Consider the following 14,755-nt stretch of genomic DNA (forward strand, 5'->3'; position numbering starts at 1 on the left):
CCTAGTCGTCGGCGGGACGGGCCCTCACCACGGCGCCCGTCTCACCACAGCGGCCAGGGCAGCGGGTAGCGGGTGACCGGCGGCGCGGGCAGGTGCCCGGCCGCCAGCAGTGCGACGACCCGTGCCCGCAGGGCCCCCACCTCGTCCTCGGCGAGGAGCCGCTCCACACCGGTGCCTTCGTCCAGGGCCGCGACCAGCCGCTCGAGGTGGGCCCGGTCGGTCCCGTCGAGCGCCTGGCCGGCCCATCCCCACAGCACGGTGCGCAGCTTGTCGTCGGCGTGCAGCGTCAGGCCGTGGTCGAAGCCCCGGAGGCGGCCGTGCACGTCCACGGTGAGGTGGGCGGCCTTGCGGTCGGCGTTGTTGAGGACCACGTCGAGCACGGCGACCGCGCGCAGGTCGGCCCGGTCGGCGTGCGCCACGACGACCGGCCGGCCCGTCTGGTCCTCCCCCTGGACGACGGGCATCCACGCGGGGTCGTCGACGTCGGCGGGCAGCACCTCGACGAGCCCTGCGCTGGGGTCGGCCCGCCGCCCGGCGTCCTGCTCGACCCACGCCTGGACCGAGCCGGGGCCGAGGGGCCCGTCGCGCAGCAGGGTGGGCGGCACGACGTCCCACCCGCCGGCGCGGGAGACCAGGTATGCCGCCACCTCCCGCCGTGCGAGCGTGCCGGGGGGGAAGTCGGCGAGGGGACGGGCCCCCCGGTCCGGCTTGTAGACGGCCTGATGACCCGTGGGGCGGCCGTCGTCGTCGCACAGGTCGACCAGCAGGGTGAGGTTGGAGGCCTCGACGAGGCGGCCGACGAGCTCGATCCTGCTGCGCGAGAGCAGGTCCAGGACCTGCGCGTCCTCGTCGTCCGGCGGGGCGGGGACCGGCTCGTCGCCGCCCCGTCCGCCGGGCCCGACCTGGGCGGTCATCCGGACGGTCCGGCCTTCAGCGCTTGTAGCCGTTGGCCCGCGGGCAGACGTGCCCGCCGGGGTCCAGCGGCTGCCCGCAGAACGGGCACGACGGTCGGCCGCCCTCCAGGGACGCGGTGCAGCGCAGCGCGAACGCCCTGGCCCGGGCGGGACCCAGGACGACGGTCAGCGACTGGGGGACCCGACCGGTCCACGGGTAGTCCTCCGTGGGGTCCAGCTCGAGGAGGTCCTCGGCCTCGGGGCGGTCGAACGCCTCCAGCACGACGCGCTCCCGGCCGGCGTCCCAGGCGACCGACAGACGCTGCATGCGGAAGTCGTCGTCGAAGGGCCCGTCCAGCGGGGCGTTGTCGACGAACGGGGCCGCCGCGTCCTCCGACCCCTCCTCGGGGGACACCTCGTCCAGCAGCTCGCCCAGGGAGACGCCCAGGAGGCGGACCTGCTCCTTCTCCAGGGACACCGTGGTCCGCCGGTCCCCGTCCCCGGCCTGGAGGAAGAACGTCCGCTGCCCCGGGGGGCCGACGCTGCCGGCGACGAACCGCTCGGGCGGGTCGTAGACGTGTTCGGGCATGGTCACAACCCTACGTCGCCCCCGCTCCCCCACCGACCGCCGCGTCGCCGGAGGCCCCCTGCGACTCCAGGGCCGCCCGGAGCGCCGACAGGTCGACCGGACCGGTCCCGGCGTCGTTGGTGCGCAGCACGAACGGGCGGCGGGGCGTGCGGTGGACGATGCTCACCGAGGCCGGGTCGACGACGATCCGCTGGAACTCGTCCAGCGGCGTGGCCAGGGCGTGCGCCAGCACCGCCTTGATGACGTCGCCGTGGCTGACCGCCACCCAGACCGCGCCCGCCCCGTGCTCGGCCTCGAGCCGCGCGTCCCACTCCTGCACCGCGGCGACCGCCCGCTCCTGCATCGCGGCCATCGACTCGTGCTCGTGCTCCGGGTGCGGGGGGAAGGTCACCGTGGACGGCCGGTCCTGCACCTGCCGCCACAGGTCCTCCCGGGCGAGGTCCTCGAGCCGGCGCCCCGTCCAGGCGCCGTACCTGGCCTCCGCGAGCCGCTCGTCGGTGTGGACCGGGGGGCGGGCATCCGCGGGTATGCCGTCCACGAGCACCTCGGCGGTCTCCTGGCACCGGTGCAGCGGGCTGGCGACGACGGCGACCACCCCGGTGGTGCGCAGCCGGGCGGCCACGGCGGCGGCCTGCTCCCGTCCGGTCGTGTCCAGCGCCAGGCCGGGGGTCCAGCCGGCGAGCACGCCGGAGGCGTTGGCCTCCGTCCGGCCGTGGCGCACGAGCAGGCAGACCGCCACCTCAGCCCGCCCGTCCGAGCCGTGCGTGGGCCTCGACGGCGACCTCCAGGGCCTCGCGGCGGGCCGTGGCGTCCTTGCCCCAGGGGGCCACGGTGAGCGTGGTGATGCCGGCGTCGGCGTAGCGCCGCATGCGCTCGGTGATCCGGTCCACGTCGCCGAGGAGGGAGGTGTCGTCGACGAACTGCGGGGGCAGCGCCGCGGCCGCCTCGCCCCAGCGACGGTCGAGGTAGAGCTCCTGCACCCGGTCGGCCTCCTTCTCGTAGCCCATCCGGCAGGCCAGCTGGTGGTAGAAGTTCTGCCGGCGGCTGCCCATGCCGCCGACGTAGAGCGCGGGGTAGGGGCTGACGGTGCGCACGCACTCCTCGAGGTCGTCCCCGGTGGCCAGGGCCACGGTCGCGCTCGTGTCGAAGCTTTCCGGTGGGCCGCCGCCCGGCCGTCGGGAGAACCCGGCCTCGAGGGAGGCGCGCTGCTCGACGAAGTGGTCGGGCGAGACGAACACCCCCAGCCAGCCGTCGGCGATCTCCCCGGCCAGCTCCATGTTGCGGGGGCCCACCGCGGCCAGGTAGAGCGGGATCTCCCGCCGGTGCGTGTGCGCCAGCCGCAGCGGCTTGCCGGGTCCGTCCGGCAGCGGCAGCTCGAAGTGCCGACCCTGGTGGCTGACGGGGCGGCGCGACAGCGCGAGCCGCACGATGTCGGCATACTCCCTGGTCCGCGCCAGCGGGGCGTCGAAGCGCACCCCGTGCCAGCCCTCGGAGACCTGGGGGCCGCTGACGCCCAGCCCGAGCCGGAACCGTCCACCGGAGAGGCTGTCCAGGCTCGCGGCGGTCATCGCCGTCGCGGCCGGGGCGCGGGCGGGGATCTGCATCACCCCCGCGCCCAGCCCGATCCGCCGGGTCCGGGCCCCGACCCAGGCCAGGACGCTGACGACGTCAGGGCCGTAGGCCTCCGCCGCCCAGAAGACGTCGACCCCCAGCTCGTCGGCCCGCTCGACGAGGGCGAGGTTCTCCTCGTCGCGGCCCTGCCCCCAGAATCCGCAGCTCAGGCCCAGCCGCACCGCTCAGCCCCGCGGCGTGGGGTCGACGTCGTACTCCTCGTCGTCCAGGCCCAGGTAGGGCTCGCCGTCGTCCTCCTCGTCGTCGTCGTCCTCGTCGTCGTCGTCCTCGTCGTCGACGAGCTCCTCGTCGTAGACCTCCAGCGGGGTGACCTCCCCGTAGGCGTCCATCAGCGCGTCGTCGTAGGCGGCGAACGCCTCGGCCACCCGTTCGTAGGCCTCGACGACCGCGGGGTCGTCCTCCCCCCGGCTCACCGCGGCGGTCTCCAGGTGGGTCTCGAGGGCGGCGACGAAGGACGAGAGGGCGGCGCGCGGGTCGAGGGTCATGGGACGACCGTAGCGCGAAACCCGCAGGCACGGCAGGGTGCGGCGCGGACGCGGTCCGCCGTGCCTATGCTGTCGCTCACCATGGTCGAGTACGAGTTCCGTGAGCTGACGTTCTACCGGGACAGCTCCCGCTCGGCGGTGCGGCAGACGCTGGCCGAGCACGCCGAGTACGGGCACTGGGAGCTGGTGCGGGTGCGGGTGTTCTGGGGCGGGGTGCGCAAGGTCGTCCTTCGCCGCAGGATCATCCGGGTCCGCCGCACCGCCTGAGCGCCGGCCGGCTGCCGCGGCTCTCAGCAGTCGGCGACCAGCTGGCCCAGCACGCGCGTCCCGAAGCGGATGGAGTCGGTGGGCACCCGCTCGTCCACCCCGTGGAACATGCCGACGAAGTCGAGCTCCTCGGGCAGCCGCAGCGGCGCGAACCCGTAGCCGGTGATGCCCAGCCGCGACAGGTGCTTGTTGTCGGTGCCGCCGGAGAGGCAGTAGGGCAGCACGTGGGCGCCGGGGTCCTCCTTGAGCAGTGCCCGCTTCATCGACTCCACGAGCTCCCCCGAGGAGGGGGACTCCAGGGCCACGTCCTTGACCACGACCTCGATCTCGACGTGCTCGCCGGCCAGCTCGGCGATGGTCGCCATCAGCTCCTCCTCGTGACCGGGGAGGAACCGGCAGTCGAGCGAGGCGGAGGCCGTCTGGGGGATGACGTTGTGCTTGTAGCCGGAGGAGAGCATCGAGAAGTTGGCGGTGTCCCGCAGCGTGCCCTCGACGAACCGGCGGGCGCCGCCGAGTCGCTGGAGCACGTCCTCGACGCTCTCCTCCGACCAGGTGCCCCCGACGATGTCGGCCACCCCGTCGAAGAGCTCGCGCACCGAGGCGATGAAGGTGCGGGGCCAGGGGTGGGCGTCGATCCGGGCGATGGCCTCGGCCAGCCGGACGATGGCGTTCTCGTCGCTGGGCACCGACCCGTGCCCGGCCCTGCCGTGGGCGTGCAGGCGCAACCAGGCGATCCCCTTCTCCGCGGTCTGGAGCAGGTAGGCCCGGGTCGGGGCGCCGGTCGCGGCGTCCGGCAGCGTCACCGAGAAGCCGCCGACCTCGCTGATGGCCTCCGTGCAGCCCTCGAACCACTCGGGGTGCTGCTGCACGACATGCCCCGCGCCCTTCTCCCCGCCGTGCTCCTCGTCGGCGAAGAAGGCCCAGACGATGTCGCGCGGCGGCTTCTCCCCCGTGCGGGCCAGCTGGCGCAGGGTGGCCAGCAGCATGGCGTCCATGTCCTTCATGTCCACGGCCCCACGGCCCCAGATCATCCCGTCCTGCTCGACCGCCTCGAACGGGTCGACCGACCAGTCCTTGGCCTCGGCCGGCACGACGTCCAGGTGCCCGTGCAGGACCAGGCCGCCGCGGCTGCTGTCGCGGCCCTCGGTGCGCACCACCACGCTGGCCCGGCCGGGGTCGGACTCGACCAGCTGCGGCTCGAGCCCGACCTCCTCGAGAAGGCCCACGACATACTCCGCCGCCGCCCGTTCCCCGGGACCGCTGCCGTCGCCGTAGTTGCTCGTGTCGATCCGGATCAGCTCTCGGCAGATCCGCACCGCCTCGTCCTCGACGGCGGTGGACGAAAAGGTCTCCGGGGTGCTCGTCATACCGCCACCCTAACCAGCGTCGTCACCCAGCTTGGACTCCACGCAGGCCACGAACTGGCCCAGCAGCTTGTCCGACACCGACTGCATCACCCCGCGGCCGAACTGTGCGGGCTTGCCGGTGATGTGCAGCTCGGTGCCCACGTCGACCCGGGTGCCCCCGCCGTCCGGGGCCAGCTGCATCGTCACGGTGGCCGAGGCGTTGCCCAGGCCGCGCATGCCCTTCCCGGTGCCCTCGACGACCGCTCGACGGGCCTCGTCGTCGCGCTCGAGGAACCGGCCGGTGCCCTGGTAGGTGACGGCGATCGGCCCCAGCTTGACCTTGACGTTGCCCGCGAAGGTCTCCTCGTCGGCCTCCGTCACCGTGGCTCCGGGGAAGCAACCACCTACGGTCTGCAGGTCGGTCATCAGGGCCCAGGTGCGCTCCGGCGGTGCCGGGACGGTGAACGAGTGCTCCAGCTCCATCGCCACGGGTCAGGCCCCCGCCGCTGTCAGGACCGCCCGCCGGGTCAGCACCCCGGCGAGGTGCCGCCGGTAGTCGGCCTGCCCGTTGAGGTCCGAGGGCGGGTCGGTGCCCTCCCCCGCCCGGGCGCAGACCTGGGCCACCGCCTCCTCGGTCGCCGGCAGCCCCACGAGGGCCTGCTCGACCTCGCTCGCCCGCATCGGGGTGGCGCCCATGTTGGTCAGGCCGACCCGCGCCTCGGCGATGGTCCCGCCCTCGGCCCGGACGGTCGCGGCGACCCCGATGATGGCCCACTGGTGGGAGACCCGGACGAACTTCTCGTAGTGGCTGCCCCAGCCGGTGTGCTTGGGCAGGACGACCGCGGTGAGCAGCTCGCCCTCCCCCACGGCTGTCTCGAACAGGTCCACGAAGAACTCCGACGCGGGCACCTCCCGCTCCCCGTCCGGGCCCCGGACGACCATCCGTCCCTCGAGGGCCAGCACGGGGGCGCCGACGTCGCCGGCCGGGTCGGCGTGCACCAGGGCGCCGCAGACCGTGCCGCGGTGGCGGATCTGGGGGTCGGCGATCTCCTTGACGGCCGAGCGGAGGAGGCCGAGGTGCTCGGTGACGAGGTCGGAGTCGAGCACGTCCTGGTAGGTCGCGCCGGCACCGATCCTGATGCTGTCACCCTCGTCGGTGATCCCTCGGAGGCCCTCGATCCGGGAGATGTCCACGACCATCCCGGGGGCGTTCAGCCGCATCCGCAGGACGGGCAGCAGGGACTGCCCTCCGGCCAGCACCTTGGCCTCGTCGCCGTGCTCGGCGAGCAGGGCCAGGGCCTCCTCGACGGTGGCGGGGGCGGCGTAGTCGAACGGTGCGGGGATCATGCCCGACCACCTTCCTGGGGGTATGCGGTGCCGCCGGCAGGTCCGTCCGGCCCGGGGTCGTCCTGGTTGGGTGCGTCCTGCGTGAAGTGCGGCTGGGCGCTGTCCTCGGTGGGCGTGCTCCCGCCCTGCCGGTTGTCCTCGATCGCCCGCCAGACCCGTTCGGGGGTGCAGGGCATCTGGATGTCGTGGATGCCCATCGGCCGGACGGCGTCGACGACGGCGTTGACGACGGCCGGGGTGGAGGCGATGGCTCCCGCCTCGCCCACCCCCTTGGCGCCGAGGTCGTTGGTCGTGGCCGGGGAGACGGTCCGGTCGGTGACGAAGCTGATCGTGTCCGCCGAGGTGGGCAGGGTGTAGTCGACGAACGAGCCGGACACCAGCGTGCCCTGGTCGTCGTAGACGGCCTCCTCCCACAGCGCCTGGGCGATGCCCTGGACGAGGCCGCCGTGGATCTGCCCGTCGACGATGAGCGGGTTGACCACGTTGCCGACGTCGTCGACCGAGACGTAGGAACGCATCCGGCTCTGCCCGGTCTCGGTGTCGACCTCCATGGCGCACAGGTGGGTGCCGTGCGGGAAGGAGAAGTTCTCCGGGTCGAAGGTGGCGTCGGCGTCGAGGGTGGGCTCCATGCCGTCGGGCAGGTCGTGGGCGGTGAACACCTTGAGGGCGAGGTCGGTCAGGCCGATGCCCTCCTGGTCGTCGCCGGCCCCGCGGACCCGGAACCTGCCGGAGGAGAACTCCAGGTCGTCGACGTTGGCCTCCAGCAGGTGCGCCGCGAGGGGCTTGGCCTTCTCGACCACCCGCTGGGCCGCCTGGACGACGGCCTGGCCGCCGACGACCAGCGAGCGCGACCCGTAGGTGTCCAGCCCGCGGGGGCTGACCTGGGTGTCCCCGTGCAGGACCTCGACGTCCTCGAACGGCACGCCGAGCTGGTCGGCCACGATCTGGCTCCAGGCGGTCTCGTGCCCCTGGCCGTGGGCCGAGGCTCCGGTGACGACCTCGACCTTGCCGCTGGGCAGCATCCGCACCGAGGCGCTCTCCCAGCCCCCGGCGCCGTAGTCGAGGGAGCCCAGGACCCGGGAGGGTGCCAGGCCGCACATCTCGGTGAAGGTGGACACGCCGATGCCCAGCTGGACCCGGTCGCCGCTCTCCCGGCGACGGGCCTGCTCGGCCCGCAGCTCGTCATACCCGAAGAGCTCCTTGGCCCGGGTGGTGGCGGCCTCGTAGTTGCCGGAGTCGTACTCCAGCCCGCAGACGGAGGTGAACGGGAACTCCTCGTGGGTGATCCAGTTCTGCTCGCGCACCTCGAGCGGGTCGCGTCCCAGCTCGGCGGCCAGCTCGTCCATGAGCCGCTCGATCGCGAAGGTCGCCTCGGGGCGGCCGGCACCGCGGTAGGCGTCGGTCCACGTCTTGTTGGTGAAGACGTTGGTGCAGGTGAAGTGGTAGGCGGGGAACTTGTAGATGGCGTTGTACATGAAGGCCCCGAGGATGGGCACGCCGGGCGTGACCAGGCCCAGGTAGGCGCCCATGTCGGCGAGCAGCTCGACCTTGAGGCCGGTGACCGTGCCGTCCTTGCGGGCCGCGAGGGTGAGCTTCTGCCACTGGTCACGGCCGTGGTGGCCGGACAGCAGCGACTCGCTGCGGGTCTCGGTCCACTTGCACGGGCGGCCGGTGCGGCGGGCCGCGAGGAAGGTGATGATCTCCTCGGGGGTGACCTGCAGCTTGCCGCCGAACCCGCCGCCGACGTCGGGCGCGATGACCCGGACCTTGGACTCCGGCACGCCGAGGGTGAGGGCGAGCATGAGGCGCAGGATGTGCGGCACCTGGGTGGCGGACCACATGACGAACTGCTCGCCGGTGGGGTCGACGACGACCGAGCGGGGTTCCATGAACGCCGGGATGAGGCGCTGCTGGCGGTACTCCCGCTCGATGAGCACCTCGGCGTCGCGGATGGCGGCCTCCACGTCCTCGCCGGTCCCGGCCTCGGCCGAGTCGAAGGTCCAGGTGGCCGACCGGTTGGTGCCCAGGTCGGGGTGGGCCAGGACGTCGTCGCCGGCGGACTGCCGCAGGTCGAGGGCGGCGGGCAGCTCCTCGTAGTCCACGTCGACCAGCTCGGCGGCGTCCCGGGCTGCGGCCGCGGTGCGGGCCACGACGACCGCCACGATCTCGCCCGCGAAGGCGACGCGGTCGACGGCGATCGCCGGGTGCGGGGGGGCCTTCTGGTCGGGGGTGATCGGCCAGGCGGTGGGCAGGGATCCCTGGATCTCCTTGACGTCCTCGCCGGTGATCACGGCGACGACGTTGGGCGAGGACTCGGCGGCGCCGGCGTCGATGCCGGTGATCCGGGCGTGGGCGTAGGGGCTGCGCACCATGGACAGGTGCAGCATCCCCTGCAGCTGCATGTTGTCGGTCCACCTGGTGCGGCCGGTGATGAGGCGCTGGTCCTCCTTGCGGCGGCGGTCCCGGCCTACCTCCCCCTGGGGGGTGTCCTGCTCGGCGGTGCGGTCGTCGGTGACGGTCATGCCTGCTCACTCCCCTGGGTCGCGGTGGCGGATCCGGAGCCGGCGGCCTGCAGCACGGCCTTGACGATGTTGTGGTAGCCGGTGCAGCGGCACAGGTTGCCCTCCATGTGCTGGCGGACGTGCTCCTCGTCGGGGTTCGGGTTCTCGGCGAGGAGATCGGTCGCCTGCATGATCATCCCGGGGGTGCAGAAGCCGCACTGCAGGGCGTGGCAGTCGCGGAACGCCTCCTGTACGGGGCTGAGCTGCTCGCCGTCGGCCAGGCCCTCGATCGTGGTCACGGTCCGCCCGTCGGCCTGGACGGCGAGCACGTTGCAGGACTTCACGCTGCGGCCGTCGAGGTGCACGGTGCAGGCGCCGCAGCTGCTCGTGTCGCAGCCGACGACCGTGCCGGTCTTGCCGAGCTGTTCTCGCAGGTAGTGGACCAGGAGCGTTCGGGGCTCGACGTCGTCGGTGTACTTCATGCCGTCGACCGTCACGGAGATCTGGGTCATGCGTCCTCCAGGTGGGAACCGGACTTCGTTGTCCCGCCCGATCCTGCCCTGTCGCACGTTCCGCCGCAATACCTCCGACGGTCCGGTGCCGGCGATGTCAGAAGAGGACGAAGCAACTGATCCCGAAGAGGATGAGGAAGGCGAAGAGCACGAAGCTCATGAAGTTGTTCTCCGCCGCGCTCGGCGCCCGGTCCTCCGGGACCCAGTCGTCGACCGCGGTGGCCGCAGGTCGCCGGGCGTGGGCGCTCCCCTGGTCGTGCGTGGTTCTCACAGCACCGCTCCTATCCGGTCCAGCTCGGTCATGGTGGCGACGGCCAGGATCACGAGGACGACCGTGATGAAGGCCGTGTAGGTCCAGCGGTAGGCGTGGTCGGCCCGCCAGAAGCGTCGCAGGCTGAGCACGCCGGTGACGGCCGCGACGGCGCACAGGGCCAGTCCGATGGGTGCGGCCACCCAGCCGGCCAGGCTCAGGACCGGCAGCAGGACCGGCACGGCGACGTAGGTGACGACGCAGCGCACGGCGGAGACGACGACCGACACCCGGAAGGCGCGGTGCGCACCCTGGCCGGACCGGCGGTCGACCCCCTCGATGCCCAGGACCCGTCGCATCCACCGGTCCGCGGCACCGTCCGACCTGTGACCGGCGCCCTCGGGGGGCCGTCGTCCGGCGTCGGCGTCCGCCGGGGCGAGGGGGCTGGCCTGCGCCTGCGCCTGCGTGGTCATCCTTCCTCCTCCTCGACCGGGCTCGTGCGCGGGTTGCGCATCAGCTGCCGGGCCCCGAGGCCCACGGACACCAGGCCCACGCCGCCGACGAGGATGCCGATGAAGAAGCCCCAGTAGAGGGGGTCCATCCTGGAGGCGGGGTCCTCGTTGCCCATCGTGCTGCCGATCAGGATGCCGAAGAAGGGGGCCAGCACGGCCAGGATGGCCCCACCGACCGCACGCCAGAATCCGGGTGGCGTGGGTTCGAGCCGCACCGGGCGTCCGGGAGGCGGAGGGGTGTCGTCCTCGACGACCTCCGCGTCGTCGCGCCGGGTGGTGGGGTGGGTGTCGGTCATCGGGATCGCCCTTCTGCGCGGTCGTCGGCCACGGCCATGCCGTTCGTCGCCGAGGGGACGCGTGCTGCCGACGCCTCGCGTCCGTGGTCGGGGGTGCGGGTCTGCGCGGTGGGCGCGACCCTGTCCAGCGCGCCCAGCAGGGGCCCGACGATGTCCATCGGCAGCGGGAAGACCACCGTGGAGTTCTGGTCGGCGCCGAGCTCGAGCAGCGTCTGCAGGTAGCGCAGCTGCAGCGCCGCGGGCGCCTCGCTGAGGGTCCGCGCCGCGTCGCGCAGCTCCTCGGAGGCCTCGAGCTCGCCGTGCGCGCTGATGACCTTGGCCCGGCGCTCGCGCTCGGCCTCGGCCTGGCGGGCCATCGCCCGCTGCATCATCTCGGGGATCTCCACGTCCTTGATCTCGACCACGTCGACGTCGACGCCCCACGGCACGGCCTGGTGGGCGATCGAGCGGTAGAGGTCCTCGTTGAGGTCGGCGCGGTGGGCCAGGAGGGTGTCCAGGTCCGCTCGCCCGACCACCGAGCGCAGGGTGGTCTGGGCGAACTGGGAGGTGGCGACCGCGTGGTTCTCCACCGCCATCACCGACCGCACCGGGTCGGACACCTTGAACATCACCACGGCGTTGACCCGGGCGGTCACGTTGTCGCGGGTGATGACCTCCTGCGGCGGGATGGTCAGGGTCACCACCCGCTGGTCCACCCGCACCGACCGGTCGAGGAACGGCAGCATGAGCACCAGGCCGGGCCCGAGCGCGCCGCGCAGCCGGCCGAGACGGAAGACGACCAGCCGCTCGTACTCGCGCACCACCTTCAGCGAGGCGACGAGCAGCGCCAGCAGGACGCCGGCCACCACGAGGGCAGCCACCACCGAGCTAGGCATTCTCCTGCGCCTCCTTCCGGTCCGAGGCGTACCGGGTGCGTCCGAGCACGACCGGCACGGGGTCCGTGTGCGGGTCGGCACGACGGTCGGAGGCGTAGGTCGTCCGCCGGCGACGGACCGCCTCGACCGCCTGCGCCCGCTCCTCGAGGTTCTCGTCCAAGGACCGGAAGAGCACCCCCTCGGGGTCCACCGGGCTGTTGCGCAGGTGCGACCACAGCGGTATGCCCCCGAGCGCGACGAGCAGGCCGGTGCCCAGGAGGAGGACCTGGCTCGTCCAGTGCTCGACGGTGAAGCTGGTGACCACGGGGAAGACGGCGGCCAGAACGGCGACGGCGCAGGCGATGCCCCGGTGGAACCGGGCCGACTCCGAGGATGGCCAGGCGTCGACCGCCCGCCCCAGCTCCCGGCCGTCGTCCGTGGTCGTGCAGCTGTCCTTCACGGGGCAGGAGTTGCAGACGCTGGGACTGCCGCGGTAGCGCATGACCCGGTTCTCCGGGTCGAAGGACTGCGGCCACAGCCACTGGTCCTCGGGGCACAGCCACGCGTCGTGGTCCTCGTGGTAGGTGAACCCGCGCGTCTGGTGCTCGTCGTTGGCGGTGTGCACCCGCCGGGCGAGCAGGTCGATCCCGTAGGCGACGAGCAGCAGCACGACGGCATACCCGGCGCCCAGCCACCCGGGCAGCTCGACCGCGGTCACGACGGCCTCCCCGGCCCCTCGTCACGGCGCCGGTCCGAGGCATACCGGCTCGGGGGCACCGACGTCGCGTCGTCGCCGGCGGCCGAGGGGGCGACCGGGCTGGCGACCACCGCCCCGCTCCGCCCCGTGCGGTCCTCGTGCGCCTCGGCGCTCTCCACGACGAAGAGGGTCTCCGGCTCCATCCGGGTGACCGTGGCCCGCACGCCGTGCCGGACGCCGAGCCAGGTGATCCAGATGAACGGCAGGATGCCACCGAGGAGGAAGATCACGTCGCCGGGCATCCGCATCCACTCCAGGGCCACGTTGCCGGGCTGGGTGATGTAGGCCAGGGTGCGGGCCTCGTAGTAGCCCTGGTTGACCGAGGCCCACAGCTGCATGGTGCCCAGCGGCAGGAGGGTGGCGAACATCATCCAGGCCAGACCGATGTTCAGCGACCAGAACGACAACCGGGCCAGCCGGTCGGGCCAGCGCTGCGGAGGGATGATGTAGCGCAGCGCGAACAGCGCCAGCCCGACGGCCATCATCCCGTAGACGCCCATCATGGCGCCGTGCGCATGGTTGGCGGTCAGGGCCGTGCCGATCTGGTAGTAGGACACGATCGGCAGGTTCACGAGGAAGCCGAAGACGCCGGCGCCCAGGAAGTTCCAGAAGCCCACGGCGACCAGGAACATGACCGCCCACCGGTGGGGGAAGGGCGCGCTGGAGCGCGACTCCTGCCGGGCGCCGAGCTGCAGGAACGTCCAGGCCTCGATGGTCAGGAAGGTGAGCGGGATGACCTCCAGGGCCGAGAAGACCGCACCGAGGGCCATGTGCTCGACCGGGGTGCCGGAGAAGTACAGGTGGTGCATGGTGCCGATGACGCCGCCGGCCGAGTAGAGGATCACGTCCAGGAAGATGATCTGGATCGCGATCTTGCGGCGCACCACGCCGAGCATGACGAACAGGTAGGCGACCATCACGGTGGTGAACAGCTCCAGGAAGTCCTCCACCCACAGGTGCACCACCCAGAAGCGCCAGAACTCGGCGACGGTCAGGTGCACCGTGTTCATCGCCAGCAGGCCCACGGCGTAGAAGGCGGGGATCGCCAGCGCCGCGTAGGCGAACAGCCAGGGCATGTTGAACTTGGACTCGGTCCGCAGCCGGGACCGGATCGCCCGCACGATGATGAGGAACCACAGGAACAGCCCGATCACCAGGAGGATCTGGAAGAACCTGGGCAGGTCCAGGTACTCCCACTGCTGGGAGAAGAAGATCGACCCCTCCGCCCAGCGGGGGCCGTAGATGCTGATGGCGGTGCCGCCGAACATCCCCACCACCACGAGCGCCAGGGCGCCCAGCAGCCCGTAGGACAGGTAGTGCTGGCCCTTGGGCTCGCGGCCCGAGATGATCGGGGCGAGGAAGATCGCCGCGGCCAGGAAGGCCGCGGCCGTCCACAGCAGGGACAGCTGCACGTGCCAGGTCCGGGCGAGGTTGAACGGGAAGATCTGGGCCAGGTCGAAGCCGAAGAAGCCTTCGAGCTCGACGCGGTAGTGCTCGACGGAGGCGCCGACGGTGGCCTGGATGAGGAACAGGATGGACACCACCAGGAAGAACCACGCCGTGGACTTCTGCGCCTTGGTGATCCCCACCTCCCCGGGCTGCAGGAAGCGCAGGCTGGTGGTGTCGTTGCCCTTCCAGCCCAGCTTGGCGCTCCACCGGCCGTAGACGGCGAACAGGATGCCCAGGCCGGCCAGCAGCGCGACCAGGGAGATGCCCGACCAGACGAGGATGTCGGCGGTGGGTTGGTTGTTCACGCGGGGCTCGGGCGGCCAGTTGTTGGTGTAGGAGTAGTCCAGCCCTGGTCGTTCGGCGGCGCTCGCCCAGGCCGTCCACGCGTAGAACGCGGTGAGGTCGTGGATGTGCTCGGGGTCGGTGATCTTGTCCGGGACCAGCCCGTGCCGGGTCGTCGGGTCGCCGAAGAAGTCGGCGTAGTGCTCGGTGATCGCGTCGAAGGCGGAGACCTGCTCGGGGGTGAGGACGAGGACGCCGCTGTCCTCGTCGTACCGGTTGGTCCGTTGCATCTCGGCCGTGGCGGCCTGCGGGTCCTGCACACCCGCCTGCTCGAGCCGCTCGAGGATGTGCTCGCTGCTGAGCCGAAGGTACTCGGCGGTGTAGTCCGGGCCGAGATAGGCACCGTGGCCGACGATCGAGCCGTACTGCTGCAGACCGCGGGTCAGGAAGATGTTCTGGCCGTTGGTGATCTCCTCGCCGGTGAAGACGACCTCGCCCTCCTGGCTGACCACCTCCTGGGGCAGCGGCATGGAGGCGGTGTAGGTCCGGTAGGCCAGCACCCCCATCACGAAGAAGCCGAAGATGAAGACCAGGGCGACCCCCTGCACCCATCCCTTCGAGATGGCCAGCTCGTTGCGTCCTCGCTGCCCGGCCTGCTGATCGATGGTCACCATGGTAGGAACCGCCCCGTCCTCACGTGGTCGAGGACAACCCGTCCTCGTCGACATCAAAAGGTGCAATGACCCGGGACCATAGCCTCCGAGGGAGGTCCGTGGGGCGATT

Annotated in this window: 17 protein-coding genes; 1 reads left to right on the forward strand and 16 read right to left on the reverse strand. The window is 72.3% G+C overall.

Going from position 1 to position 14,755, the window contains the following annotated elements:
* Window positions 1-41: 41 nt before the first annotated feature.
* The 5 genes from FJR00_RS13125 to FJR00_RS13145 are packed head-to-tail and all read right to left on the reverse strand — an operon-like array spanning window position 42 to window position 3,599.
* Window positions 42-914 carry an SCO1664 family protein gene (locus FJR00_RS13125; protein ID WP_083664021.1) on the reverse strand — a complete coding sequence of 291 codons (873 nt, stop codon included), beginning with the start codon at window positions 912-914 and terminating at the stop codon, window positions 42-44.
* A 16-nt stretch (window positions 915-930) separates the two neighbouring features.
* On the reverse strand, window positions 931-1,482 hold the full coding sequence (locus FJR00_RS13130) for a DUF3090 family protein (protein WP_141339112.1): 552 nt from the start codon (window positions 1,480-1,482) through the stop codon (window positions 931-933).
* Window positions 1,483-1,492: 10 nt separating this feature from the next.
* A complete protein-coding gene (locus FJR00_RS13135; protein WP_141339113.1) occupies window positions 1,493-2,221 on the reverse strand; it encodes an MSMEG_4193 family putative phosphomutase in 729 nt (242 codons plus the stop codon).
* A 1-nt stretch (window position 2,222) separates the two neighbouring features.
* On the reverse strand, window positions 2,223-3,275 hold the full coding sequence (locus FJR00_RS13140; RefSeq protein ID WP_141339114.1) for an LLM class F420-dependent oxidoreductase: 1,053 nt from the start codon (window positions 3,273-3,275) through the stop codon (window positions 2,223-2,225).
* Window positions 3,276-3,278: 3 nt separating this feature from the next.
* Window positions 3,279-3,599: a hypothetical protein gene (locus tag FJR00_RS13145; RefSeq protein ID WP_141339115.1), complete on the reverse strand. Its 321-nt coding sequence runs from the start codon at window positions 3,597-3,599 to the stop codon at window positions 3,279-3,281.
* Between the two features lie 66 nt (window positions 3,600-3,665).
* Here FJR00_RS13145 and FJR00_RS13150 point away from each other — a divergent pair, with 66 nt between their 5' ends.
* Window positions 3,666-3,866 (forward strand): DUF5703 family protein, encoded by a 201-nt coding sequence (locus FJR00_RS13150; protein ID WP_237770051.1) that lies wholly within the window; start codon window positions 3,666-3,668, stop codon window positions 3,864-3,866.
* A 23-nt stretch (window positions 3,867-3,889) separates the two neighbouring features.
* Here FJR00_RS13150 and FJR00_RS13155 read toward each other — a convergent pair whose 3' ends face one another.
* The 11 genes from FJR00_RS13155 to FJR00_RS13200 form a co-directional block, all read right to left on the reverse strand.
* Entirely contained in the window at window positions 3,890-5,233 is a 1,344-nt protein-coding gene (locus FJR00_RS13155) for a M20/M25/M40 family metallo-hydrolase (protein WP_075957515.1), read from the reverse strand.
* A gap of 9 nt (window positions 5,234-5,242) precedes the next feature.
* Entirely contained in the window at window positions 5,243-5,695 is a 453-nt protein-coding gene (locus tag FJR00_RS13160) for an SRPBCC family protein (protein WP_141339116.1), read from the reverse strand.
* Window positions 5,696-5,704: 9 nt separating this feature from the next.
* Window positions 5,705-6,559 carry an FAD binding domain-containing protein gene (locus tag FJR00_RS13165; RefSeq protein WP_141339117.1) on the reverse strand — a complete coding sequence of 285 codons (855 nt, stop codon included), beginning with the start codon at window positions 6,557-6,559 and terminating at the stop codon, window positions 5,705-5,707.
* Window positions 6,556-9,081, reverse strand: coding sequence for a xanthine dehydrogenase family protein molybdopterin-binding subunit (locus FJR00_RS13170; protein ID WP_141339118.1), 2,526 nt, complete (start codon window positions 9,079-9,081; stop codon window positions 6,556-6,558). The genes FJR00_RS13165 and FJR00_RS13170 overlap by 4 nt, the downstream gene beginning before the upstream one ends.
* The gene (locus tag FJR00_RS13175; RefSeq protein WP_075957512.1) at window positions 9,078-9,572 is read right to left on the reverse strand and encodes a (2Fe-2S)-binding protein; all 495 of its coding nucleotides are present in this window, start codon (window positions 9,570-9,572) and stop codon (window positions 9,078-9,080) included. Before FJR00_RS13175 ends, FJR00_RS13170 begins: the two co-directional genes overlap by 4 nt.
* 97 nt (window positions 9,573-9,669) lie before the next feature.
* Window positions 9,670-9,843 carry a hypothetical protein gene (locus FJR00_RS15810; protein ID WP_181409623.1) on the reverse strand — a complete coding sequence of 58 codons (174 nt, stop codon included), beginning with the start codon at window positions 9,841-9,843 and terminating at the stop codon, window positions 9,670-9,672.
* Window positions 9,840-10,295, reverse strand: coding sequence for a hypothetical protein (locus FJR00_RS13180; protein ID WP_202876672.1), 456 nt, complete (start codon window positions 10,293-10,295; stop codon window positions 9,840-9,842). The genes FJR00_RS15810 and FJR00_RS13180 overlap by 4 nt, the downstream gene beginning before the upstream one ends.
* Window positions 10,292-10,630, reverse strand: a complete 339-nt coding sequence (locus FJR00_RS13185) for a hypothetical protein (RefSeq protein WP_141339119.1) — start codon at window positions 10,628-10,630, stop codon at window positions 10,292-10,294. The genes FJR00_RS13180 and FJR00_RS13185 overlap by 4 nt, the downstream gene beginning before the upstream one ends.
* On the reverse strand, window positions 10,627-11,505 hold the full coding sequence (locus tag FJR00_RS13190) for a slipin family protein (RefSeq protein WP_141339120.1): 879 nt from the start codon (window positions 11,503-11,505) through the stop codon (window positions 10,627-10,629). The genes FJR00_RS13185 and FJR00_RS13190 overlap by 4 nt, the downstream gene beginning before the upstream one ends.
* Complete coding sequence (locus FJR00_RS13195; RefSeq protein ID WP_141339121.1) at window positions 11,498-12,202, reverse strand: hypothetical protein; 705 nt, start codon at window positions 12,200-12,202, stop codon at window positions 11,498-11,500. Before FJR00_RS13195 ends, FJR00_RS13190 begins: the two co-directional genes overlap by 8 nt.
* Entirely contained in the window at window positions 12,199-14,646 is a 2,448-nt protein-coding gene (locus tag FJR00_RS13200) for a nitric-oxide reductase large subunit (RefSeq protein ID WP_141339122.1), read from the reverse strand. Before FJR00_RS13200 ends, FJR00_RS13195 begins: the two co-directional genes overlap by 4 nt.
* Window positions 14,647-14,755 lie beyond the last annotated feature (109 nt).

The sequence above is a fragment of the Ornithinimicrobium kibberense genome, assembly GCF_006519705.1.
GTDB lineage: Bacteria > Actinomycetota > Actinomycetes > Actinomycetales > Dermatophilaceae > Ornithinicoccus > Ornithinicoccus kibberensis.